General features: G+C 71.4%; 18 protein-coding genes. 13 read left to right on the top strand and 5 right to left on the bottom strand.

The features are described from left to right. Positions 1–233: 233 nt before the first annotated feature. The 5 genes from uvrB (at position 234) to OG490_RS09330 (ending at position 7,622) form a co-directional block, all read left to right on the top strand. Complete coding sequence (gene uvrB / locus OG490_RS09350; protein ID WP_330295808.1) at positions 234–2,378, top strand: excinuclease ABC subunit UvrB; 2,145 nt, start codon at positions 234–236, stop codon at positions 2,376–2,378. A gap of 87 nt (positions 2,379–2,465) precedes the next feature. Continuing rightward, the gene (locus tag OG490_RS09345; RefSeq protein WP_330295807.1) at positions 2,466–3,044 is read left to right on the top strand and encodes a TerD family protein; all 579 of its coding nucleotides are present in this window, start codon (positions 2,466–2,468) and stop codon (positions 3,042–3,044) included. A gap of 65 nt (positions 3,045–3,109) precedes the next feature. Continuing rightward, positions 3,110–5,059 (top strand): TerD family protein, encoded by a 1,950-nt coding sequence (locus OG490_RS09340; protein WP_330295806.1) that lies wholly within the window; start codon positions 3,110–3,112, stop codon positions 5,057–5,059. Positions 5,060–5,324: 265 nt separating this feature from the next. Further along, complete coding sequence (locus tag OG490_RS09335) at positions 5,325–6,311, top strand: TerC/Alx family metal homeostasis membrane protein (RefSeq protein ID WP_330295805.1); 987 nt, start codon at positions 5,325–5,327, stop codon at positions 6,309–6,311. A 93-nt stretch (positions 6,312–6,404) separates the two neighbouring features. Beyond that, positions 6,405–7,622 carry a serine hydrolase domain-containing protein gene (locus OG490_RS09330; RefSeq protein WP_330295804.1) on the top strand — a complete coding sequence of 406 codons (1,218 nt, stop codon included), beginning with the start codon at positions 6,405–6,407 and terminating at the stop codon, positions 7,620–7,622. Between the two features lie 16 nt (positions 7,623–7,638). On the opposite strand, the gene OG490_RS09325 is transcribed toward OG490_RS09330, so the two are convergent. The 3 genes from OG490_RS09325 to OG490_RS09315 all read right to left on the bottom strand — a co-directional run bounded on the left by OG490_RS09325 (position 7,639) and on the right by OG490_RS09315 (position 10,483). Further along, on the bottom strand, positions 7,639–8,955 hold the full coding sequence (locus tag OG490_RS09325; protein WP_330300855.1) for an MFS transporter: 1,317 nt from the start codon (positions 8,953–8,955) through the stop codon (positions 7,639–7,641). Positions 8,956–9,127: 172 nt separating this feature from the next. Next, a complete protein-coding gene (locus tag OG490_RS09320; protein WP_330295803.1) occupies positions 9,128–9,784 on the bottom strand; it encodes an MBL fold metallo-hydrolase in 657 nt (218 codons plus the stop codon). Positions 9,785–9,793: 9 nt separating this feature from the next. Beyond that, positions 9,794–10,483, bottom strand: coding sequence for a maleylpyruvate isomerase family mycothiol-dependent enzyme (locus tag OG490_RS09315; protein ID WP_330295802.1), 690 nt, complete (start codon positions 10,481–10,483; stop codon positions 9,794–9,796). Positions 10,484–10,669: 186 nt separating this feature from the next. Here OG490_RS09315 and uvrA point away from each other — a divergent pair, with 186 nt between their 5' ends. Then, positions 10,670–13,684, top strand: a complete 3,015-nt coding sequence (uvrA, locus tag OG490_RS09310) for an excinuclease ABC subunit UvrA (protein ID WP_330295801.1) — start codon at positions 10,670–10,672, stop codon at positions 13,682–13,684. Positions 13,685–13,800: 116 nt separating this feature from the next. Here uvrA and OG490_RS09305 read toward each other — a convergent pair whose 3' ends face one another. Beyond that, positions 13,801–14,685 carry a carbohydrate kinase family protein gene (locus tag OG490_RS09305; RefSeq protein ID WP_330295800.1) on the bottom strand — a complete coding sequence of 295 codons (885 nt, stop codon included), beginning with the start codon at positions 14,683–14,685 and terminating at the stop codon, positions 13,801–13,803. A gap of 93 nt (positions 14,686–14,778) precedes the next feature. On the opposite strand from OG490_RS09305, the gene OG490_RS09300 reads away from it, so the two are divergent. Beyond that, on the top strand, positions 14,779–15,210 hold the full coding sequence (locus OG490_RS09300) for a Rieske (2Fe-2S) protein (RefSeq protein ID WP_330295799.1): 432 nt from the start codon (positions 14,779–14,781) through the stop codon (positions 15,208–15,210). Between the two features lie 19 nt (positions 15,211–15,229). On the opposite strand, the gene OG490_RS09295 is transcribed toward OG490_RS09300, so the two are convergent. After that, positions 15,230–16,183, bottom strand: a complete 954-nt coding sequence (locus OG490_RS09295; RefSeq protein ID WP_330295798.1) for a hypothetical protein — start codon at positions 16,181–16,183, stop codon at positions 15,230–15,232. 229 nt (positions 16,184–16,412) lie between these two features. Between OG490_RS09295 and OG490_RS09290 the strand changes: the two genes are divergently transcribed. From OG490_RS09290 to whiA, 6 genes are all read left to right on the top strand, one after another. Then, complete coding sequence (locus OG490_RS09290; RefSeq protein ID WP_330295797.1) at positions 16,413–17,057, top strand: papain-like cysteine protease family protein; 645 nt, start codon at positions 16,413–16,415, stop codon at positions 17,055–17,057. A gap of 4 nt (positions 17,058–17,061) precedes the next feature. Beyond that, a complete protein-coding gene (locus OG490_RS09285) occupies positions 17,062–17,865 on the top strand; it encodes a hypothetical protein (RefSeq protein WP_330295796.1) in 804 nt (267 codons plus the stop codon). 95 nt (positions 17,866–17,960) lie between these two features. Then, entirely contained in the window at positions 17,961–20,006 is a 2,046-nt protein-coding gene (gene uvrC / locus OG490_RS09280; RefSeq protein ID WP_330295795.1) for an excinuclease ABC subunit UvrC, read from the top strand. Then, entirely contained in the window at positions 20,003–20,986 is a 984-nt protein-coding gene (gene rapZ, locus OG490_RS09275; RefSeq protein ID WP_330295794.1) for an RNase adapter RapZ, read from the top strand. Before uvrC ends, rapZ begins: the two co-directional genes overlap by 4 nt. Beyond that, the gene (locus OG490_RS09270; protein WP_330295793.1) at positions 20,983–22,053 is read left to right on the top strand and encodes a gluconeogenesis factor YvcK family protein; all 1,071 of its coding nucleotides are present in this window, start codon (positions 20,983–20,985) and stop codon (positions 22,051–22,053) included. The genes rapZ and OG490_RS09270 overlap by 4 nt, the downstream gene beginning before the upstream one ends. Beyond that, complete coding sequence (whiA, locus tag OG490_RS09265; RefSeq protein WP_112449750.1) at positions 22,044–23,045, top strand: DNA-binding protein WhiA; 1,002 nt, start codon at positions 22,044–22,046, stop codon at positions 23,043–23,045. Before OG490_RS09270 ends, whiA begins: the two co-directional genes overlap by 10 nt. Positions 23,046–23,088 lie beyond the last annotated feature (43 nt).

Here is a 23,088-nt window from a genome sequence, read left to right as displayed (position 1 = left end):
CTCCTCGGGTCGTGAGCCCTGCTCCTGCCTCAAACGGGCTGGGAGCGGCATTCGTTGCGGCGATCCACTTCTTCGATGCGTTTCCGACGCACTTTCAGGGAGAGCTGTGTACGGCGATCATGGGGTTGGCGATCACCGGGCCGCCACCGAACTACGACAAACGGGCGCGACCCGTACGGCCCCGCGGGCCCACCGGAGCGTCGACTGTCAGTGGGGGGTCGTACGGTTGACCCATGCGGCCCGTATCGAAGATCGAACGCACGGTGGCGCCTTTCGAGGTCGTCAGCTCCTACACGCCCAGTGGCGACCAGCCGGCGGCCATCGCCGAGCTGGAGAAGCGCATCCGTGCAGGTGAGAAGGATGTCGTGCTGCTCGGCGCGACCGGAACCGGCAAGTCGGCGACCACCGCCTGGATGATCGAGAAGCTCCAGCGGCCCACGCTGGTGATGGCGCCGAACAAGACGCTCGCCGCCCAGCTGGCGAACGAGTTCCGCGAGCTCCTGCCGAACAACGCCGTCGAGTACTTCGTCTCGTACTACGACTACTACCAGCCCGAGGCGTACGTACCGCAGTCGGACACCTACATCGAGAAGGACTCCTCGATCAACGAGGAGGTGGAGCGGCTGCGCCACTCCGCGACGAACTCCCTCCTCACCCGGCGCGACGTCATCGTCGTCGCCTCCGTGTCCTGCATCTACGGCCTCGGCACCCCGCAGGAGTACGTGGACCGGATGGTCCCCCTCAAGGTCGGCGAGGAGATGGACCGCGACCAGCTGCTGCGCCGCTTCGTCGAGATCCAGTACACGCGCAACGACGTGGCCTTCACCCGGGGCACCTTCCGGGTGCGCGGGGACACCATCGAGATCTTCCCGGTCTACGAGGAACTGGCCGTCCGCATCGAGATGTTCGGCGACGAGATCGAGGCCCTTTCCACCCTGCACCCGCTGACCGGCGAGGTGATCAGCGAGGACCGCGAGCTGTACGTCTTCCCCGCCACCCACTACGTCGCCGGCCCCGAGCGCATGGAGAAGGCGATCACCGGCATCGAGGCCGAGCTGGCCGAGCGCCTCGCCGAGCTGGAGAAGCAGGGCAAGATGCTGGAGGCGCAGCGGCTGCGCATGCGCACCACGTACGACCTGGAGATGATGCGCCAGATCGGGTCCTGCTCCGGCATCGAGAACTACTCGCTGCACATGGACGACCGCGAGCGCGGCTCCGCGCCCAACACCCTCATCGACTACTTCCCCGAGGACTTCCTCCTCGTCATCGACGAGTCGCACGTGACGGTCCCGCAGATCGGCGCGATGTACGAGGGCGACGCCTCCCGCAAGCGGACCCTGGTGGACCACGGGTTCCGCCTCCCGTCGGCCCTCGACAACCGGCCGCTGAAGTGGGAGGAGTTCCAGGAGCGGATCGGCCAGACCGTCTACCTGTCGGCGACCCCGGGCAAGTACGAGCTCGCGCGCGGCGACGGCTTCGTCGAGCAGATCATCCGCCCGACCGGCCTCATCGACCCGGAGGTCGTGGTCAAGCCCACCGAGGGCCAGATCGACGACCTCGTGCACGAGATCCGCCAGCGGGTGGAGAAGGACGAGCGGGTCCTGGTCACCACCCTCACCAAGAAGATGGCCGAGGACCTCACCGATTACTTCCTGGAGCTCGGCATCCAGGTCCGCTACCTGCACAGCGACGTGGACACCCTGCGCCGCATCGAGCTGCTGCGCGAGCTGCGGGCCGGCGAGTACGACGTCCTGGTCGGCATCAACCTGCTGCGCGAGGGCCTCGACCTGCCCGAGGTGTCGCTGGTGGCGATCCTCGACGCCGACAAGCAGGGCTTCCTGCGCTCCGGCACCTCGCTGATCCAGACCATCGGCCGCGCCGCGCGCAACGTGTCCGGCCAGGTCCACATGTACGCCGACAGCATCACCCCGGCGATGGCCCAGGCGATCGACGAGACCAACCGGCGCCGGGAGAAGCAGGTCGCCTACAACACCGAGCACGGGATCGACCCGCAGCCGCTGCGCAAGAAGATCAACGACATCGTCGCCACCATCGCCCGGGAGGAGCTGGACACCGAGGAGCTCCTCGGCACCGGCTACCGGCAGGCGAAGGACGGCAAGGCGCTGAAGGCGCCGGTGCCCGCGCTGGGCGGCAAGGCCGGTGGGGCCAAGGCGGGCAAGGGGGCGAAGGGGGCCAAGGCCGCCGAGGTGCTCACCGACCGTCCCGCCGCCGAACTGGCCGCGCTCATCGAGCAGATGACCGAGCGGATGCGCGGTGCCGCTGCGGAGCTGCAGTTCGAGGTCGCCGCCCGGATCCGGGACGAGGTGAGCGAACTGAAGAAGGAGCTCCGACAGATGAAGGAAGCGGGCCTCGCCTGACCCGGGGGCGGTCAGTAGGGTTGGGAGCCAGTCGCAGGTACGTGCTGCGCACCCACATCGGGGGCGGGCCAGTGAGAGGGGACACGCGTGACGGTCAACATGACCAAGGGTCAGGCCATCAGTCTGCAGAAGGCGGACGGAGGCACCCTGACCGCGGTCCGGATGGGTCTCGGCTGGCAGGCCGCCAAGCGCCGCGGGCTGTTCGGCTCGCGGACCCGGGAGATCGACCTCGACGCGTCGGCGGTGCTCTTCGCCGACAAGCAGCCCGTGGACGTCGTCTTCTTCCGGCACCTGCAGAGCGACGACGGCTCCGTGCGGCACACCGGTGACAACCTCGTCGGCGGCGCCGGCCAGGGCGGGGACGACGAGTCGATCCTCGTCGACCTCCAGCGCGTGCCGGTGCACATCGACCAGATCGTCTTCACGGTGAACTCCTTCACCGGCCAGACGTTCCAGGAAGTGCAGAACGCGTTCTGCCGCATCGTGGACGAGACCAACGGCCAGGAGCTGGCCCGCTACACCCTGGACGGCGGCGGGCAGTACACCGCGCAGATCATGGCGAAGGTGTCGCGCGTCGGCGCCGGCTGGCAGATGACGGCCCTCGGCAACCCGGCCAACGGCCGGACCTTCCAGGACCTGATGCCGTCGATCCTGCCGCACCTGTAAGCAGACTCGGTACAGAGACAAAGCACGGCACAGAAGAAGAACGGGTACGGGGGAGGGGCTGCACGATGACGGCCGAACTGGTCCGGGGGCAGAACCACCCCTTGTCCCGGAGCCGGGTGGAGATCAGGGTCTCGGCGGGCACACCCGTGCTCGCCCTGGCCCACTTCGCCGACGAGGCGGGCCGGCTCGCCGGCCCCGGGGCGGTGGCCCATCCCGGAGCCCGGAGCCTGCCGGGCCTCGAAGTACCCGGGGTCGTCTCCGGTCAGCACCGGATAGAGGTCGACCTCGACACCGTCGGAGCGGCCGTGCACCGGGTCGGGGTGGTCCTCGTCCTGCCGCCCGGCGGCCCGGCACGCTTCGGCGCGGTCCCGGCCTCCTACGTGTCCGTGGCCGAACCGGAGGGCGCCGAGCTCGCCGGGTACACGGTGACCGACCTGGACACCGAGACCGCCGTCCTGGCCCTGGAGCTGTACCGGCGCCAGGGCGCCTGGAAGGTGCGCGCCGTGGGCCAGGGGTACGCCGCCGGACTGGGCGCACTGCTGGCCGACGGGGGCCTGACCGGCCCGGCCGCCACCGAGCTGGCCGCCGCCGCGCTGGGGCTCACGCCTTCGGGGGACATCACCCTGGCGGCCATGCCGACCGGGGCGGCGCCCACCGTGCCCCACGGACTGCGGACACCCGCGCCGGGTCCGGCTCCGGGTCCGGCCGCCCCGGCCCCGGCTCCGGTCCCGGTTCCGGCTCCGGTCCCGCAGGACGGGGTCCCGCCCGGCTCCGCCGATTCCCCGTCCACCATCAGCTACGCCCACCCGCGCCGCCGCACCAGCACCGAACCTCCGGAGCCCGCCCCGCGCCCCGCGGCGTCCGCGCAGCCGGGCGAGGCGCCCCGGCCCGTCGCCGGGGACGCGAGCGGCTGGTCCATGGAGGAGCGGCTGTACAACCAGGTCTGGGGCATGTTCGAGGACCTGGCCCGCTCCGTCGCCGCCTACCGCGGCGCCGTGGAGTTCGCCGACTCCCGCATGGACCGCGAGCTCGACGAGGCCCTGGCCGACCCGCGCCACCGCATGGGCGGCTCCGGCAACGCCGCCCGCGACACCGCCCGGGCCCGGCGCGACGAGCTCGTCGCGCGGGCGCAGGCCGTGCTCGACCGGGACCTCGCCCAGCTCACCGCCGAGTCCGAGGTGGTCGAGCCCGCGCTGCCGACCGCGTACGCCCGCTGGGACAGCCCCGTCTGGCACGCGCACGCCGTCCCCGCGGAGAGCCCGCTGGCGCTGCGCCTGGGCGATCTCAGCCTGCCGGAGGGGCCCGGGCTGCGGATCCCGATGCTGGTGCGGGTCCCGCTGGAGCGCGGCCTGTGGATCGACAACGGCCGCACCGGCTCCGAGTCCGCGATGGCCATGGACACCGACCGGCTGCGCCGGGCCGCCATGGACATGGCCGTCGCGCACGCCGTACGGCTGCTGGGCGCCCACCCCGCCGACCGGTTCGCCGTCCACGTGATCGACGCGGCCGGCGCCGGAGCCGCCTCGCTGGCCCCGCTGGTGCGCGCCGGAGTGCTGGCCGGGCCGCCCGCCGCCGGGGCCGCGGGGGTCACCGAGACCCTGGAGCGGCTGACCCGGCGCGTGGACCTCGTACAGATGGCGGTGCGGGCCGGGGCTCCGGAGGACCTGCCGCCCGATGTGGACACGGCCGATCAGCTGCTGATCGTGCACGACTTCCCGCACGGGTTCGACGACCGTGCCGTCACCCGTTTGCGCTATCTCGCCGATGAGGGTCCGGCGGTCGGCGTACACCTGCTGATGGTCGCGGACCGTGACGAGGCCTCGGCCTACGGGCCGCTGCTGGATCCGCTGTGGCGCTCGCTGATGCGGCTGTCGCCCGTGCCGGACGACCATCTCGCCGATCCGTGGGTCCACCACGCCTGGACCTTCGAGGCGGACCTGCCGCCGCAGGGCAGTCGGGTCCTCGACCAGGTGTTGGAGCGGGTGGCGGCGGCCCGGCGCGGCTCCGGGCGGTGACCGCGGGGCGGTCCGCCGCCCCGCCCCGGATGACCGTCCATTGAGCAGTTCTTGGTCTCCCCTTTACCTTGAGCGGCCACTACGGGTACGCTGATGAGTGCGGAGGGGAGTATTCCTGCTTTCCTGCTACGGCGTGCCCGTCAATACGGACTGCAATCGGTCCCGGGGCGCCGGCCCGTGGCCTCCAGGCCGTCCGGGTGGAAGAGACCTCCGGCAGCGATGACGCTGACAAAGTGCTGAGCCATCTGCCGGAGGCATGTAAATAGTGGACGTTTCCTTGACCCTCTGGGTGCTGACCATTCTCGGTCTGGGCATCCTCATCGGAGCCGATTTCTTCATCGGCCGCAAACCCCATGACGTCTCCATGAAGGAAGCGGGCATCTGGACGGTCGTCTGGGTCGTCCTCGCCGCGCTCTTCGGCCTGGGCCTGCTGTTCTTCGGCCACGGCCAGGCCTCTCAGGAATTCTTCGCCGGTTTCATCACCGAGAAGTCCCTGAGCGTGGACAACCTCTTCGTCTTCGTCCTGATCATGGCGAAATTCTCGGTGCCCACCCACCTCCAGCAGCGTGTGCTGCTCGTGGGCGTACTGATCGCCCTGGTCCTGCGGGCGATCTTCATCGCGGCGGGCGCCGCGATCATCGCCAACTTCTCGTGGGTCTTCTACATCTTCGGCGCGTTCCTCATCTACACCGCGTGGAAGCTGATCCAGGAGGCCCGCAAGGACGAGGAAGAAGAGGAGTTCGAGGAGAACCGTCTCCTCAAGTCCATCGAGAAGAAGTTCGGTGTCGCCGACCGCTACCACGGCACCAAGCTCTTCATCGAGAAGAACGGCAAGCGGATCCTGACCCCCCTGATGGTGGTCATGCTCGCCATCGGCACCACCGACGTGCTGTTCGCCCTGGACTCGATCCCCGCGATCTTCGGCCTCACCCAGGACCCGTACATCGTCTTCACCGCCAACGCCTTCGCCCTGATGGGCCTGCGCCAGCTGTACTTCCTCATCGGCGGCCTGCTCAAGAAGCTGGTCCACCTCAGTTACGGCCTCTCCGTCATCCTGGGCTTCATCGGCATCAAGCTCGTGCTGCACGCCCTGCACGAGTCGGGCCTGCACGTCCCGCAGATCTCCATCCCGGTCTCCCTGGGCGTCATCTGCGGCGTGCTGGTGATCACCACGATCACCAGCCTGATGGCCTCGAAGAAGCAGGCGGCGGCCGAAGCCGCCGCGGCCGGCCCGGAGCGCATCGAGGCCTGATCCGGTGCCACCCCGGTCGCCGCGCGACCGGGGTGGTGCGGGCCTAGGCTGGTGGAACGTTTCTCTCGTCGTCGTACGACAGGAGGCCGACCCATGAGGCCGACCCGCATCAGGATGCGCAGGGCCTGTGTGGCGGCTGCCGCCGCCGGCCTGCTCATCACCCCGGCCCTCGCGGGCTCCGCGTACGGCGCGACCGCCCAGGCCTCGTCCGCGTCCGCCGCCCCGTCCCCGTCCGGCGATACGGAGTTCCCGCAGCTCACCCCGGCCGTTGCGGCCCGACTGGACGCGGCGATCCGCCAGGTCATGGACCTGACGAAGGTGCCGGGCGTGACCGTGGGCCTGTGGGCACCCGGCAAGGGCAGCTACGTGAAATCCTTCGGCGTGGCCGACAAGGCGACCGGCGCACCGATGACGCCCGATCTCGGGGTGCGCATCGGCAGCGAGACCAAGACCTTCACGGTCACCGCCCTCCTGCAACTCGTCGACCAGGGCAAGCTCGCGCTCGACGACCCGATCGGCAAGTACATCTCCGGCGTCCCGAACGGGGACCGCATCACCCTGCGCGAACTCGCGGGCATGCGCAGCGGGCTCTTCAACTACAGCGAGGACCCGGGCTTCGACGCGAAGATCACCTCCGTCTTCACCCCGCAGCAACTGCTCGACATCTCCTTCAAGCACCCGGTGAACTTCGAGCCGGGCGCGAAGTTCGAGTACTCCAACACCAATCTGATCCTGCTCGGCCTGCTCGTGGAGAAGATCACCGGCCGGCCGCTCCACGAGGTCATCGCCCAGGACGTGGTCAAACCCGCGGGGCTGAGCGAGCGCACGGTCCTCGCGCGCGGGACGGACTTCCCCGAGCCGCACGCGAACGGCTACACCAACGACCTGCCCGGCGGAAAGATCGTGGACGCGACCCACCTCGACCCGTCCTGGGCCTGGGCGGCCGGAGCGATGGCCTCCGACCTCCAGGACCTGCGCAGCTGGGCCAAGACCCTGGCCACCGGCACGCTGCTCACCCCCGCTACCCAGGCCGAACGCCTGAAGACCCAGCCGATCGGCATCATCCCCGGCGACGGCTACGGGCTCGGCATCTTCAATGTCCAGGGCTGGCTCGGCCACAACGGCTCGCTCCCCGGGTACGAGACGCTCACCGTCTACCTGCCGGAGGAGCAGGCGACCATGGTCGTCCTGCTCACCACCGACGACCTGCACAAGGGCCAGGAGCCCAGCACCCTCTTCGGCGAGGCGGTCACCAACGTCGTCACCCCCAGTCACCTGTACCCGGGCCACAAGCCGGTGGAGACCAAGTAGCGGCCGAAGGCCGGGGCTACACGGGGGCGGCCGCCCCGGTTGCCCCCTTCTCCGCCTCCGCGGCCCCGCCCGTCCGCTGCCGCACGACCGAGGGGTTGGTCTCCGGCAGCAGCGCGAAGCAGACCAGCGAGACCAGGGCGATCGCCGTCAGGTACACCGCGACGGCCCACGGCGGGCCCGGGCCGTCCGCCAGGGCCGTCGCCACGATCGGGGTCAGCGCGCCGCCCAGCACCCCGCCGAGGTTGTAGCCGACGGCCGCGCCGGTGCAGCGGATCCGCGGGGCGTACAGCTCGGGCAGGTACGCGCCCACCACCGCGAACATCGTCACCATGCCGAGCAGGGCGCCGAGCAGCCCCAGCGTCATCAGCAGCGGGTCGGCCGTGCGCAGCAGGGCCACGAAGGGGAACATCCACAGCGCGCAGGCCGTGCAGCCCGCCAGGCAGAGCGGCCGCCGGCCGTAGCGGTCGCCGAGCACCGCCACCACCGGGGTCGCCAGGCCCTTGAGCGCGATGGCCACCATGACGCAGGCGAGCATCACCGAGCGGTGCACGCCCAGGTGCTCGGTGGCGTACGCGAGGGACCAGGTGGTGGCCGCGTAGAAGACGGCGTACCCCACGGCCAGCGCCCCGCCGGTCAGCAGGAGCAGCCGCCAGTGGCCGCGTACGACCTCGGCCAGGGGTGCGTCCGCCCGGCGGCCGGTCTCGGAGAGCGCGCGGAACTGCGGGGTCTCCTCCACCGAGCGGCGCAGCCACAGCCCGGCCAGGGCCAGCAGCCCGGCGGCCCAGAACGGCACCCGCCAGCCCCAGGAGGCGAACTGCCCGTCGGTGAGAGTGCTCGTCAGGGTCAGCATCAGCCCGTTGGCCAGCAGGAATCCGACCGCCGGGCCCATCTGCGGGAAGCTCGACCACAGCCCGCGCCGCCGCTCGGGGGCGTGCTCGGCGGTCAGCAGTACCGCGCCGCCCCATTCGCCGCCGAGCCCGAAGCCCTGCAGGAACCGCAGCAGGATCAGCAGCACCGGCGCGGCCATCCCGATGGAGGCGTACGAGGGCACGCAGCCCACCGCCACCGTGGCCAGGCCGGTCAGCAGCAGGGAGCCGAGCAGTACGGGGCGGCGGCCGTGGCGGTCGCCGATGTGGCCGAAGACGGCGGAGCCGAGGGGGCGGGCCAGGAAGCCGACGCCGAAGGTGCCGAAGGCGGCGAGGGTCGCGGCGAGCGGCGAGAAGGAGGGGAAGAAGAGCGGCCCGAGCGCCAGGGCGGCGGCGGTGCCGTAGACGAAGAAGTCGTAGAACTCGATGGCGGTGCCGGCCAGGGAGGCCGAGGCGAGCCGGAGCATCGAGGGCGGCGCGGGAGCGGGGGCCCCGGGAGCCTCGGAGGCCGGGGCGGGGGAGGGGTCTTGTTGCATGGTGCAGCAATTACCCCGCCCCACACCCTCAGGACGTGCGTTCGGCCATCATCGACCGGAAGGAGTGCAGCCCGTCGTCAGGTTGACGCGGAGCCGCCGTCCGCTACCAGCCGCGCTCGCGCCATTCGGCCAGGTGGGGACGTTCGGCGCCGAGCGTGGTGTCGCCGCCGTGGCCCGGGTAGACCCATGCCTCGTCCGGCAGCGGCTCGAAGAGCTTGTGCTCGACGTCGTCCACGAGCTGGGCGAAGGCCTTCGCGTCGCCCCAGGTGTTGCCGACGCCGCCCGGGAAGAGGCAGTCGCCGGTGAACACGTGCGGGTGGCCGTGCGGGTCGTCGTAGACCAGCACGATCGAGCCGGGGGTGTGGCCGACCAGGTGGCGGGCGGTCAGCGTGACCCGTCCGACCGTGATCGTGTCCCCGTCCTCGACGAGCACGTCGGTCGGGACCGGGATGCCCTCCGCGTCGTGGGCACCCGCGTACGTCCGCGCGCCGGTCGCCTCGACCACCGACTGGAGCGCGCCCCAGTGGTCGCCGTGCCGGTGGGTGGTGACCACGGACGCGATGCCGCCGTCGCCGATCAGGCTCAGCAGGGTCTGGGGCTCGGCGGCGGCGTCGATCAGCAGCTGCTCGTCGGTGGCCCGGCACCGCAGCAGGTAGGCGTTGTTGTTCATGCCTCCGACCGCGACCTTGGAGATCATGAGGTCCGAGAGTTCGTGCACGTCGGCCGGACCGCCGACTTTGACCGCTCCGCTGTACGTCATGAACCGATCCTAGAGCGGCGGGAGGGCGGGCAGCTGTCCGCCCTCGGTGGTGAGGGAGGCGCCCTTGTCGGCGCGGCCCGAGAGCCAGGCCAGCAGGGCGGCGGCGCTCCCGGTGACGGTGACGGCGGGCTCGCCCGCGGAGCCGGTGCGCCAGTGGCGGCCGTCGGTGGCGGCCAGGGCGGTCGCGGGCACGTCGGGGTGGCCCGACCAGCGCTCGGCCAGGAACTCGATCTCCTGACCGGTGAACCGGTCGGGGAGGTCCGCGAGCTCGTAGCCGATGTTCAGGTCGACGTGGTGCAGCTCGACCTCGACCAGGCGCCGGAAGGGGATGCGGGAGGCGCTGTCGGTGACCCCGTTGCGCAGCTCCAGCGTGCGGGTCCAGTCCTGCGGGGCCTCGGCGACGGCCTGCCAGGCGGCCGCGGAATTCCGGACGTCTTCGAGCTGTTCCAGCAGGGGACGTCCCGAATCGCGCTCGATGTCCGCGTCGCGGGCGGTGCCGCTCTCGTACATGGGGCGGCCCTCGAAGACGTTCACCAGGGCGTCCGCGTTGCGGGCGAGGTGGGCCAGGATGTGGCCACGGCTCCAGCCGGGGAGATGTGACTCTTCGGCCAGGGCGGCGTTGTCCAGCTTCGCGGCCGCTGTCAGCAGCCGGTCGGTGGCTTCACGTACAGATTGCAGGTCGTGCACATGATCAGTCATGCGGCCGAGCCTAGTGGCTGAAAGGCCCGCGCCACACGATCGGGTGAAGCAGTCGGCGGAGTGCCGGAAATCGAATGCACGTGCTATACGCTCGGAGTCCAGTCTCCAAGTCCATCGCAGAGGCGCCCCCCAATACCCTGGGCCGGGGGCCCGTGCCCCGCTCTCTCAAGAAAGGTGCGGACCGGCGTGACCGACCGTCTCATCGTTCGTGGCGCTCGCGAGCACAACCTCAAGAACGTCTCGCTCGACCTGCCCCGCGACTCCCTCATCGTCTTCACCGGGCTCTCCGGTTCGGGCAAGTCCTCCCTCGCCTTCGACACGATCTTCGCCGAGGGCCAGCGCCGCTACGTCGAGTCGCTCTCGTCGTACGCCCGCCAGTTCCTCGGGCAGATGGACAAGCCCGATGTGGACTTCATCGAGGGCCTCTCACCGGCCGTCTCCATCGACCAGAAGTCCACCTCGCGCAACCCGCGCTCCACCGTGGGCACCATCACCGAGGTCTACGACTACCTCCGCCTGCTCTTCGCCCGCATCGGCAAGCCCCACTGCCCCGAGTGCCGCCGGCCGATCTCGCGGCAGTCGCCGCAGGCGATCGTCGACAAGGTGCTCGCGCTGCCCGAGGGCAGCCGCTTCCAGGTGCTGTCGCCGCTGGTGCGCGAGCGCAAGGGCGAGTTCGTCGACCTCTTCGCCGACCTCCAGACCAAGGGCTACAGCCGCGCCCGGGTGGACGGGGAGACGATCCAGCTCTCCGAGCCGCCCACGCTCAAGAAGCAGGAGAAGCACACCATCGAGGTGGTCATCGACCGCCTCACGGTCAAGGAGGGCGCCAAGCGCCGCCTGACCGACTCAGTGGAGACCGCCCTCGGGCTCTCCAGCGGCATGGTGATCCTGGACTTCGTCGACCTCGCCGAGGACGACCCCGAGCGTGAGCGGATGTACTCCGAGCACCTCTACTGCCCGTACGACGACCTCTCCTTCGAGGAGCTGGAGCCGCGCTCCTTCTCCTTCAACTCGCCCTTCGGCGCCTGCCCCGAATGCACCGGCATCGGTACGCGCATGGAGGTGGACCCGGAGCTGATCGTCCCGGACGAGGACAAGTCCCTGGACGAGGGCGCGGTCTCGCCCTGGTCGCTCGGTCACACCAAGGACTACTTCCAGCGGCTGATCGGCGCGCTCGCCGGGGAGCTGGGCTTCCGCACCGACATCCCGTGGGCCGGGCTGCCGCTGCGGGCCAAGAAGGCCCTGCTGTACGGCCACAAGACGCAGATCGAGGTCCGCTACCGCAACCGGTACGGACGCGAGCGCGCCTACACCACGGCCTTCGAGGGCGCGGTTCCCTTCGTCAAGCGGCGGCACTCGGAGTCCGAGAGCGACGCCAGCCGCGAGCGCTTCGAGGGCTACATGCGCGAGGTGCCCTGCCCCACCTGCCAGGGCACCCGGCTCAAGCCGATCGTCCTCGCGGTGACCGTGATGGACCGGTCCATCGCCGAGGTCGCCGCGATGTCGATCAGCGAGTGCGCGGACTTCCTCGGCCGGATGAAGCTGGACGCCCGCGACAAGCAGATCGCCGAGCGGGTCCTCAAGGAGGTCAACGAGCGGCTGCGCTTCCTCGTGGACGTCGGCCTCGACTACCTCTCGCTCAACCGCGCCGCCGGCACCCTGTCGGGCGGCGAGGCCCAGCGCATCCGCCTCGCCACGCAGATCGGCTCCGGCCTCGTGGGCGTGCTCTACGTCCTGGACGAGCCCTCCATCGGCCTGCACCAGCGGGACAACCACCGGCTGATCGAGACCCTCGTCCGGCTGCGGGACATGGGCAACACGCTCATCGTCGTCGAGCACGACGAGGACACCATCAAGGTGGCCGACTGGGTCGTGGACATCGGTCCGGGCGCCGGCGAGCACGGCGGCAAGGTCGTGCACAGCGGCTCCTTGAAGGAGCTGCTGAAGAACCCCGAGTCCATCACCGGTCAGTACCTGTCCGGCAAGCGGTCCATCCCGCTTCCCGACGTACGCCGTCCCGTGGACCCGGCGCGCAAGCTGACGGTCCACGGCGCCAAGGAGAACAACCTCCGCGACATCGACGTGTCCTTCCCGCTGGGCGTGCTCACCGCGGTGACGGGCGTCTCGGGTTCCGGCAAGTCCACGCTGGTCAACGACATCCTCTACACGCACCTGGCGCGCGAGCTCAATGGCGCGCGGTCGGTTCCGGGGCGGCACACGCGGGTGGACGGCGACGAGCTCGTCGACAAGGTCGTGCACGTGGACCAGTCGCCGATCGGGCGGACCCCGCGGTCCAACCCGGCGACGTACACGGGCGTCTTCGACCACGTCCGCAAGCTGTTCGCGGAGACCATGGAGGCGAAGGTGCGCGGCTACCTGCCGGGCCGCTTCTCCTTCAACGTCAAGGGCGGCCGCTGCGAGAACTGCTCCGGCGACGGCACGATCAAGATCGAGATGAACTTCCTGCCGGACGTCTACGTCCCGTGCGAGGTCTGCCACGGCGACCGGTACAACCGGGAGACGCTGGAGGTCCACTACAAGGGCAAGTCCATCGCCGAGGTCCTGAACATGCCGATCGAGGAGGCCGCCGGCTTCTTCGAGGCGGTCCCGACGATCTCCCGGCACCTGAAGACGCTGAACGAGGTCGGGCTGGGGTACGTGCGCCTCGGCCAGTCCGCGCCGACGCTCTCGGGCGGTGAGGCGCAGCGCGTCAAGCTGGCCTCCGAACTCCAGAAGCGCTCCACGGGCCGGACGGTGTACGTCCTGGACGAGCCGACGACGGGTCTGCACTTCGAGGACATCTCGAAGCTGATCAAGGTGCTGTCGGGGCTGGTGGACAAGGGCAACTCGGTGATCGTCATCGAGCACAACCTGGACGTGGTCAAGACCGCGGACTGGGTCGTCGACATGGGCCCCGAAGGCGGCTACGGCGGCGGCCTCGTCGTCGCGGAGGGCACCCCGGAGCAGGTGGCGTCGGTGGGCGCGAGCCACACGGGCAAGTTCCTCCGGGACATCCTGGGGGCGGACCGGATCTCCGATGCGGTGACGTCTCCGGTGAAGCCCGCGGCGAAGAAGGCTCCCGCGAAGAAGGCTCCCGCCAAGAAGGCCACGGCCAAGAAGGCGGTGGCCGCGGCCGAGGCTCCGGCTCCGGCCAAGAAGGCCACCGTGGCGAAGAAGGCCACGCGGGCCCGCAAGGCGTAGCCCTCCGGGGGCGGTGCCGGCCCGTGGAAGGGTGCGGCGCCGCTTCCGGGGGCCAGCCCCCGGCCCCCCGCCTCAAACGCCGGCGGGGCTGGATTGGTGCGGGCCGTATCCGGGCGCTAGCCGCCCAGCTCCGTGGCGTACGGGGGCTCCGCGCCCGCCCGGGTGCAGGTCAGCGCGGCCGCCTCGGCGGCGTAGGTCAGCACCTCGGGCCAGTCCGCCCGGCCGACGCCGTCCGGGAGAGCCGTGAGCCGGTGCAGCAGGGCCGCGTTCACGGTGTCGCCCGCGCCGATGGTGTCCACCACCCCGACCCGGCGGGCGGGCACCGAGTGCTCCGCCCCCTCCCGGGTCCACACCGTCAGTCCCCCGGCCCCCCGGGTGAGCACCACGGCCGAGGGACCCGCCGCCAGCCAGTCCCGGACCCGGCCGCCCAGCCACGTGGCGTCCTCCTCCGACAGCTTGAGCACCGAGACGTACGGGAGCCAGGACAGGAAGCGCTTGCGGTACGCGTCCGGCTCCGCGATCAGCGCCGGCCGGATGTTGGGGTCGAGCAGGGTGAGCACCCCGCGCGCGGACTCCCGGCGCAGCAGGGCCTCGTAGGCGCCGGCGCCGGGCTCCAGCACCAGGGAGCAGGTGCCGAGCGCGAGGGCCTGTACGTCCTTCGGGAACGCGGGCGGCAGCCGGAACAGCCGGTCGGCGGTGCCCTCGACGTAGAAGCCGTACGCCGCCGAGCCGTCCGGGGCCAGCGAGGGCACGGCCAGGGTGGTCGGCTCGGGCCCGCGCTGGACCAGGGACAGGTCCACGCCGGCCGCCCGCAGCCCGGCGAGCAGCGAGGCGCCGAAGCCGTCCGTCGAGACCCGGGAGCAGAAGGCGGCCCGCGCCCCGAGCCGGCCCAGCGAGAGCGCGGTGTTGTACGGTCCGCCGCCCGGCCGGGGCAGCAGGGCGCCCGGCGGCTCCGCGACGGGCACCAGGTCGATCAGGGCTTCTCCACCGACGACGATCACGCGGGGGAAGGTACCCCATCGGGCGGCGGTATCGTCGGGTGGGCCCCGGGCCGAAAGGGGCGCCCGGTCGATCGCACACCCCAGGAGAACCGCATGCCCGCGTCGCAGTCCGCAGCCCGTCGTACCGTCCTCAAGGGCGCGGCCGCGCTCGCCGGGGCCGTCGGCGCCGGAGCGACGCTCGCGGCCTGCTCGACCGCGACCAGCAGCGGCCACGGCAGCCCCGCGGTCCCGGCCGAGCCGGTGGAACTGGGGGCCGCGACCGAGGTCCCGGTGGGCGGCGCGAAGCTGTTCCGGGAGAAGAAGCTGGTCGTCAGCTGCCAGGAGGCGGGCCAGTACAAGGCCTTCAGCGCGCAGTGCACGCACGCGGGCTGCGTCCTGGACAAGATCGTCAAGGGTGAGGGCACCTGCCCGTGCCACGGCAGCCGTTTCGACGTGACCACCGGCAAGGTCCTGCAGGGCCCGGCCACCGACCCGCTGCCGGAGGTCCCGGTGAAGGCGGAGAACGGCAAGCTCGTCGCGGGCTGAGCCCACCCGACCGGGTGGCCTACGTCCAGTCCCAGGCGATCCCCAGGACCCCGCGCCGCACACCTTGTTCCACCAGGTGCACGGCCCGGTGCGGTCCGCTCGGGGTCAGGTCGCACAGGTGCTCGCGCGGGGCGTCCGCCCCGCTGCGGCTGAACCGGCGGCAGCGGACCGGCAGCGCGGCCTCGTCGAAGCGGACCTGGAGCACGTACTGCCCGCCCGTGTAGCTGAAGCCGCGCACGTACTCGGTGCTGAGCCCGCCGGTGCCGTCCTCGAAGCCGTAGCCGAAGACGTAGGTGTCCCCGGCGCGCAGCCGGGCGTCGAAGAGCAGCTCGGCGACGACCACCTCGGCTTCGGCGTGGTGGCGGATCCGCCCGGTCCGGCAGTTCTCGTCGGCGCGCACCCGGATCCGGGCCGGATCGCAGCCCGGGTCCCCGTGGTGGACGGCGATGTACCGGTCGACCCCGTCGCGGTGGGCCCGTACGACGTGCTGCGATTCGCGGCCCAGCAGTTCCCCGGCGGGTCCGATCCGTACCCGCTCGTGGTGGCCGACGGTGTGCAGGCCGCCGTCGGCGGGCAGTTCCATGCCGGTCAGCAGTGCCTCCACGGCCGAGCCCACGCTGAACAGTGCCCGGTACGAACGTGCGGGCGGCCGGGCCGTCCCGGGCGCGGCGGGTTCCGGTGCGGCGAGCAGCCGCAGCAGGGTGCCTTCGGGCAGTTCCAGGATCTGCTCCAGGGCCCGTACGGCCTTGAGGGACTCGGCGCGGCGGGGCCGCCGGGCGCCCTGCTGCCAGTAACTGAGGCTGGTCACCCCGAGCTTGATGCCGCGGGCGGCGAGCCGGTGCTGGACCCGGTGCAGGGGGAGTCCGCGGGCGGTGAGGGCGGCGCGCAGCGCGAGGTGGAAGGGACCGGTGCGCAGCAGTTGCGGTAGGTCCAGGGCGCTGTCCGAGAGTCTGCTGTCCGCGCTCGACCGCATGGGGGCCTCCTGTGAACGTTCACGAAAGCGGGGCGCGGGCGGTCCCGCGGTGACGTCCGAGGACCTGGGTGGACCGATGGCGGGCGTTCACACTCTGGCCCCACCGTTCACACTGCGATGTCACGCCGTATTGAAGCGTGTTGACCTGTTCCCGACAACACCCTGATGCTCCTCCACAGCGTCCGGACGCGCTCCTCCACCCCCCACTCCCCACCTCGGGAGGAACGCGATGCGCAACCGAAACCGGCGGCTTACCCTCGCCGCCTTCGTCACCGCCCTGCTCTTCGCCCTGCCCACCGGTACCGCCACCGCCGCCGATGCCGTCGCCGGTACGGGCACCACGACCGCCACGACCACCACCGGCACCACCCCGTCCGCCGACAGCGCGGCCCTGGCGTCCAAGCGGCTCAACATCACGATGCAGGCGCAGCAGAAGACCAACTGGTGCTGGGCCGCCAGCGGCAACACCATCGCCACCTGGTTCGGCCGCACCTACAGCCAGAACCAGTTCTGCAACGCCGCCTTCAACCGCCAGCAGGGCTACGACTGCCCCAACAACCAGGCCAGCCTGGCCAATGTGCAGACCGCCCTGCGCTGGGCCGGCATCAACTCCGGCTCCTACGTGACCGGCTGGCTCCAGTACTCCACCGTGCAGACCGAGATCAACGCGAACCGCCCGGTCGAGACCCGCATCGAGTGGTCCAACGGCGGCGGCCACATGCACGTCATCTACGGCTACGACACCGCGAACAGCTGGGTGTACTGGGGCGACCCGTGGCCCTCCAGCGACCGCTACAACTGGGCCTCCCACGCCTGGTACGTGGACAACAGCACCTTCTCCTGGACCCACTCCCTCTACCGGATCGGGGCGTGACCCCATGAATCCTCGCCTCGCCGCGGCGCTCGTCCTTTCGACCGCCGCCCTCGCCCTGGCCCCCACCCAGGCAACCGCGGCGCCGGTGCCGCAGCCGCAGAGCGCCACCGCCGAGAACCGGGCCGCCGCCGCGCAGGCGGCCGCGTCCCCGGACACCCTCGCCACCCTGTCCCGGTTCTTCTCCCGGGAGGGCAAGGTCACGCTGACCGCCGCGCAGCCCCGTATCGAGGGGGAAGCGATCGCGGTGAACTACCTGTCGCCGGACTTCGTCGCGGGGAAGACGGGCGCGAGCGTGTCCCGCCTGGAGTTCCTCGCCAGCAAGGCGGTCTCCTCGGACGGCCAGCAGGCCGCGCTGTGGACCGCGAAGACGGAGGCGGGCTGGCAGGTGGTGAACATCGCCACCGGTGACGACGAGTTCCGCTACGCACAGCTCGGCGCGGCGAAACTTCCGGGCGGCACCGTCTTCCGCGAACCGCAAATCGACGCGTGGTACGTGGCCCAGGGCCAGCGGGTGCTGCCGCTGGACGAGGACGCGGAACGGGCCGTCGGCGCGCAGGGCACCAGCCTCGCCGCGTACCGGACCCGGGTCGTGAAGGCGTACGGGGACAAGCTCCCCGGCTCCGCCTACGCCAAGGCCGGGAAGGCCGGTGGCTTCGCCCCCACGGAAGCCACGACCGGCGTCCGGCCCGGATCCGGATCCGGATCCCTCGAGGTCCCGACGGCCGCCGGAGCCGTGGCTCTGGCGCTGGGCGCGGCCGGCGCGGTGGCCGCGCGCCGCTCCCGGCGGCAGCGGGTGGTGCGGGCGTAGCCACCCGGGGGCCCGGCCGCCTGCCAGGCGGCCGGGCCCCGCGGCGCAGCAGGGGAACGGCTCGGTTGTCGGCGGGCGACAGTAGGGTGGTTGGCATGGCCGACCCTTCCAGCTACCGCCCCAAGCCGGGACAGATCCCCGACTCCCCGGGGGTCTACAAATTCCGCGACGAGCACCGCCGGGTGATCTACGTCGGGAAGGCCAAGAGCCTGCGCCAGCGGCTGGCCAGCTACTTCCAGGACCTCGCCGGACTGCATCCCCGTACCGCCACCATGGTGACCACGGCCGCCTCCGTCGAGTGGACGGTGGTCTCCACCGAGGTCGAGGCGCTCCAGCTCGAGTACTCCTGGATCAAGGAGTTCGACCCCCGGTTCAACGTCAAGTACCGGGACGACAAGAGCTACCCCTCCCTCGCCGTGACGATGAACGAGGAGTACCCCCGGGTCCAGGTCATGCGCGGGCCCAAGAAGAAGGGCGTGCGCTACTTCGGCCCCTACGGGCACGCCTGGGCCATCCGCGAGACCGTCGACCTGATGCTCCGGGTCTTCCCCGTCCGCACCTGCTCCGCCGGGGTGTTCAAGCGCTCCGCCCAGATCGGCCGCCCCTGCCTGCTGGGCTACATCGGCAAGTGCTCCGCGCCCTGCGTCGGCCGGGTCACCCCCGAGGAGCACCGGGAACTGGCCGAGGACTTCTGCGAGTTCATGGCCGGCCGCACCGGCAGCCACCTCTCCCGCCTCGAAGGGCAGATGCACGAGGCCGCCGAGGAGATGGAGTACGAGAAGGCCGCCCGGCTGCGCGACGACATAGGGGCCCTGCGCCGGGCCATGGAGAAGAACGCGGTCGTGCTCGCCGACGCCACCGACGCCGACCTGTTCGCGGTCGCCGAGGACGAGCTCGAAGCGGCCGTGCAGATCTTCCACGTACGCGGCGGCCGGGTCCGCGGCCAGCGCGGCTGGGTCACCGACAAGGTGGAGGCCGTGGACACGGCCGGGCTCGTCGAGCACGCCCTGCAGCAGCTGTACGGCGAGGAGAAGGGCGAGTCCGTCCCCAAGGAGGTGCTGGTCCCGGCGCTCCCCGAGGACACCCCGGCGCTCTCCGAGTGGCTGGCCGAGCGGCGCGGCGCCCAGGTCAGCCTGCGCATCCCGCAGCGCGGGGACAAGAAAGCGCTGATGGAGACCGTCCACCGCAACGCCCAGCAGTCCCTGGCCCTGCACAAGACCAAGCGCGCCGCCGACTTCACCACCCGCTCGCGGGCCCTGGAGGAGCTCGCCGAGGCCCTGGAGCTGGACGGGGCGCCGCTGCGCATCGAGTGCTTCGACATCTCGCACCTGCAGGGCGACGACGTGGTGGCCTCGATGGTCGTCTTCGAGGACGGGCTGGCGCGCAAGAGCGAGTACCGCAGGTTCCAGATCAAATCGTTCGAGGGGCAGGACGACGTCCGCTCCATGCACGAGGTGGTCTCCCGGCGCTTCCGCCGCTACCTCCAGGAGAAGCTGAAGACGGGGGAGTGGTCCCCCGGGGACGGCCCGGAAGGCGGGGACGCCGACGGGGCCGACGGGTTCGAGGTGGACGCGGCCGCGGACGACGGCCGGCCCAAGCGCTTCGCGTACCCGCCCCAGCTCGTCGTGGTCGACGGCGGGCAGCCGCAGGTGGCCGCCGCCCAGCGGGCCCTGGAGGAGCTCGGGATCGACGACGTCGCCGTGTGCGGCCTGGCCAAGCGGCTGGAGGAGGTCTGGCTGCCCGGCGAGGACGACCCGGTGGTGCTGCCCCGGACCAGCGAGGGCCTCTACCTGCTCCAGCGGGTCCGTGACGAAGCCCACCGGTTCGCCATCCAGTACCAGCGCAACAAGCGCGCCAAGCGGCTGAAGTCCGGCCCCCTGGACGAGGTCCCCGGACTGGGCGAGAGTCGCAAACTGGCCCTGGTGAAGCATTTCGGTTCGGTGAAAAAGCTCCGGCAGGCGACAATCGACCAGATCTGCGAGGTCCCGGGCATAGGCCGCAAGACGGCCGAGACCGTGGCCGCGGCCCTCGCCCAGGCGGTTCCCGCTGGTCCCGCGGTTAACACGGCGACCGGCGAGATCATCGAGGATGAGACCTCCGCGACCGCGGGAGCCACATCCGAACGGGGGACCGAGCAATGACCGAGCACGAAACCCACAACGAAACCCACAACGAAACCCAGCACGAGACCGACCGAGACCGAGACGGAGCACAGGTGAGTACGGGCACGACAGTGGAGCCCGGAGATACCGCCGAGGCGGCCATCCCCGAGCTGGTGATCATCTCCGGAATGTCCGGGGCCGGCCGCAGTACGGCGGCCAAGTGCCTGGAGGACCTCGGCTGGTTCGTGGTCGACAACCTCCCGCCGGCGCTGATCCCCACCATGGTGGAACTCGGCGCCCGCTCGCAGGGCAACGTGGCACGCATCGCCGTCGTCGTCGACGTCCGCGGCCGGCAGTTCTTCGACGCCCTGCGCGAGTCCCTCGCCGACCTGGAGGCCCGCGGGGTCACCCGGCGGATCGTGTTCCTGGAGTCCTCGGACGACGCCCTCGTACGCCGCTTCGAGTCGGTCCGCCGCCCGCACCCGCTCCAGGGCGACGGCCGCATCGTCGACGGCATCGCCGCCGAGCGCGATCTGCTGCGCGAGCTGCGCGGCGACGCCGACCTGGTCATCGACACCTCCAGCCTGAACGTGCACGAACTGCGCGCCAAGATGGACGCCCAGTTCGCGGGCGACGAGGAGCCCGAGCTGCGGGCCACCGTCATGTCCTTCGGCTTCAAGTACGGCCTGCCCGTCGACGCCGACCTGGTCGTCGACTGCCGCTTCATCCCGAACCCGCACTGGGTTCCGGAGCTGCGCCCCTTCACCGGGCTCAACGAGGAGGTGTCGGCGTACGTCTTCAGCCAGCCCGGCGCCAAGGAGTTCCTCGACCGCTACACCGAGCTGCTCCAGCTCATCGCCACCGGCTACCGCCGCGAGGGCAAGCGCTACGTGACCATCGCCGTCGGCTGTACCGGCGGCAAGCACCGCAGCGTCGCCATGTCGGAGAAGCTCGCCGCCCGCCTCGCCTCCGAAGGAGTCGAGACCGTCGTCGTCCACAGGGACATGGGGCGCGAGTGACCGGACGTACCCTGCGGCTGCGCCGCCTTCGCCGGCTTGCCTCCGGCAAGGGCGAGGTCGGCGCGGCCCGCACCGGGCTTCGCCGCGGCGAAGCCCCCGAGGCGGTCTCTCCCAAGGTCGTGGCCCTCGGCGGCGGCATGGGCCTCTCGGCCTCGCTGACCGCCCTGCGCCGGATCACGGGCGAGCTGACCGCCGTGGTCACCGTCGCCGACGACGGAGGCTCCAGCGGCCGCCTGCGCGAGGAGCTCGGCGTCCTGCCGCCCGGCGACCTGCGCAAGGCGCTGGCCGCGCTGTGCGGGGACGACGACTGGGGCCAGACCTGGTCGCGGGTCATCCAGCACCGCTTCCAGTCCAAGGGCGACCTGCACGAGCACGCGGTCGGCAACCTGCTGATCGTCGCCCTGTGGGAACAGCTCGGCGATCCCGTCCAGGCCCTGGACCTCGTCGGCAAGCTGCTCGGTGCCCAGGGCCGGGTGCTGCCGATGTCGGCGGTCCCGCTGGAGCTCCAGGCCCTGGTCAAGGGCCACGATCCGGCGCGCCCCGAGGACGTGGACACCGTACGGGGGCAGGCCACCGTGGCCCTGACCCCCGGCGAGGTGCTCTCCGTGCAGGTCGTGCCGGCCGACCCGCCGGCCGTGCCGGAAGCGGTCGCCGCGGTGCTCGACGCCGACTGGGTCGTACTCGGTCCGGGGTCCTGGTTCTCCTCCGTGATCCCGCACCTGCTGGTGCCCGAACTGCTCGACGCGCTGGTCGAGACGAAGGCCCGGCGGGTCCTCTCGCTGAACCTCGCACCGCAACCCGGCGAAACAGAGGGCTTCTCTCCGCAGCGTCATTTGGAGGTTTTGGCCCGACACGCCCCTAAACTCGCCCTGGACGTGGTGCTGGCCGATCAGGCTGCCGTGCCCGATCGCGAGTCCCTCGCCGATGCCGCAAAACGGTTCGGTGCCGCGGTCGAGCTGGCGCCGGTTGCCCGGCTGGACGGCTCTCCGAAGCATGATCCGGAGCTGCTGGCCGCCGCGTACGACCGTATTTTTCGGATGCATGGAAGGATCGGCCCATGGCGATGACGCCCGCGGTGAAGGATGAGATCGCCCGCCTGCCCGTCACCCGCACCTGCTGCAGGAAGGCGGAGGTCTCGGCGATCCTTCGGTTCGCGGGCGGGTTGCACCTGGTGAGCGGCCGGATCGTCATCGAGGCGGAACTGGACGCGGGGATCGCGGCCCGCCGCCTGCGCAAGGACATTCTGGAGATCTTCGGGCACTCCTCGGACCTGGTGATCATGGCTCCGGGCGGTCTGCGCCGCGGAAACCGGTACGTGGTCCGCGTGGTCGCCGGCGGCGACCAGCTGGCACGCCAGACCGGGCTCGTGGACGGCCGCGGACGCCCCATCCGGGGTCTTCCCCCGCAGGTGGTCTCCGGGGCCACCTGTGACGCCGAGGCGGCCTGGCGCGGGGCCTTCCTCGCCCACGGCTCGCTCACCGAGCCGGGACGCTCCTCCTCCCTGGAGGTCACCTGCCCCGGCCCGGAGGCCGCCCTGGCGCTGGTCGGCGCGGCCCGCCGGCTCTCCATCGCCGCCAAGGCCCGCGAGGTCCGCGGGGTGGACCGGGTCGTCGTACGGGACGGGGACGCCATCGGCGCCCTGCTGACCCGGCTCGGCGCCCACGATTCGGTGCTGGCCTGGGAGGAGCGGCGGATGCGGCGCGAGGTGCGCGCCACCGCCAACCGCCTCGCCAACTTCGACGACGCCAACCTGCGCCGCTCGGCGCGGGCCGCGGTGGCCGCCGGAGCCCGGGTGCAGCGCGCCCTGGAGATCCTCGCCGAGGAGGTCCCCGAGCACCTCGCCGCGGCCGGCCGGCTGCGCATGGAGCACAAGCAGGCCTCCCTGGAGGAGCTGGGCGCCCTCGCCGACCCGCCGCTGACCAAGGACGCGGTCGCGGGCCGGATCCGCCGCCTGCTGGCCATGGCCGACAAGCGGGCCCAGGACCTGGGGATCCCGGGCACCGAATCCAACCTCGACCTCAGCGACAGCGAGGAGCTGGCCGACAACATGGCCGGCTGAGGCACCCGTACCGGACTGCGTGACTCCACAAGGGGTCCGCACG

Origin of the sequence: Streptomyces sp. NBC_00503 (assembly GCF_036346895.1) — a bacterium.
Classification (GTDB): Bacteria; Actinomycetota; Actinomycetes; order Streptomycetales; family Streptomycetaceae; genus Streptomyces.
The sequence above is the reverse complement of the archived record's forward strand: the minus strand, read 5'-3'. Positions and strand labels throughout refer to the sequence as shown.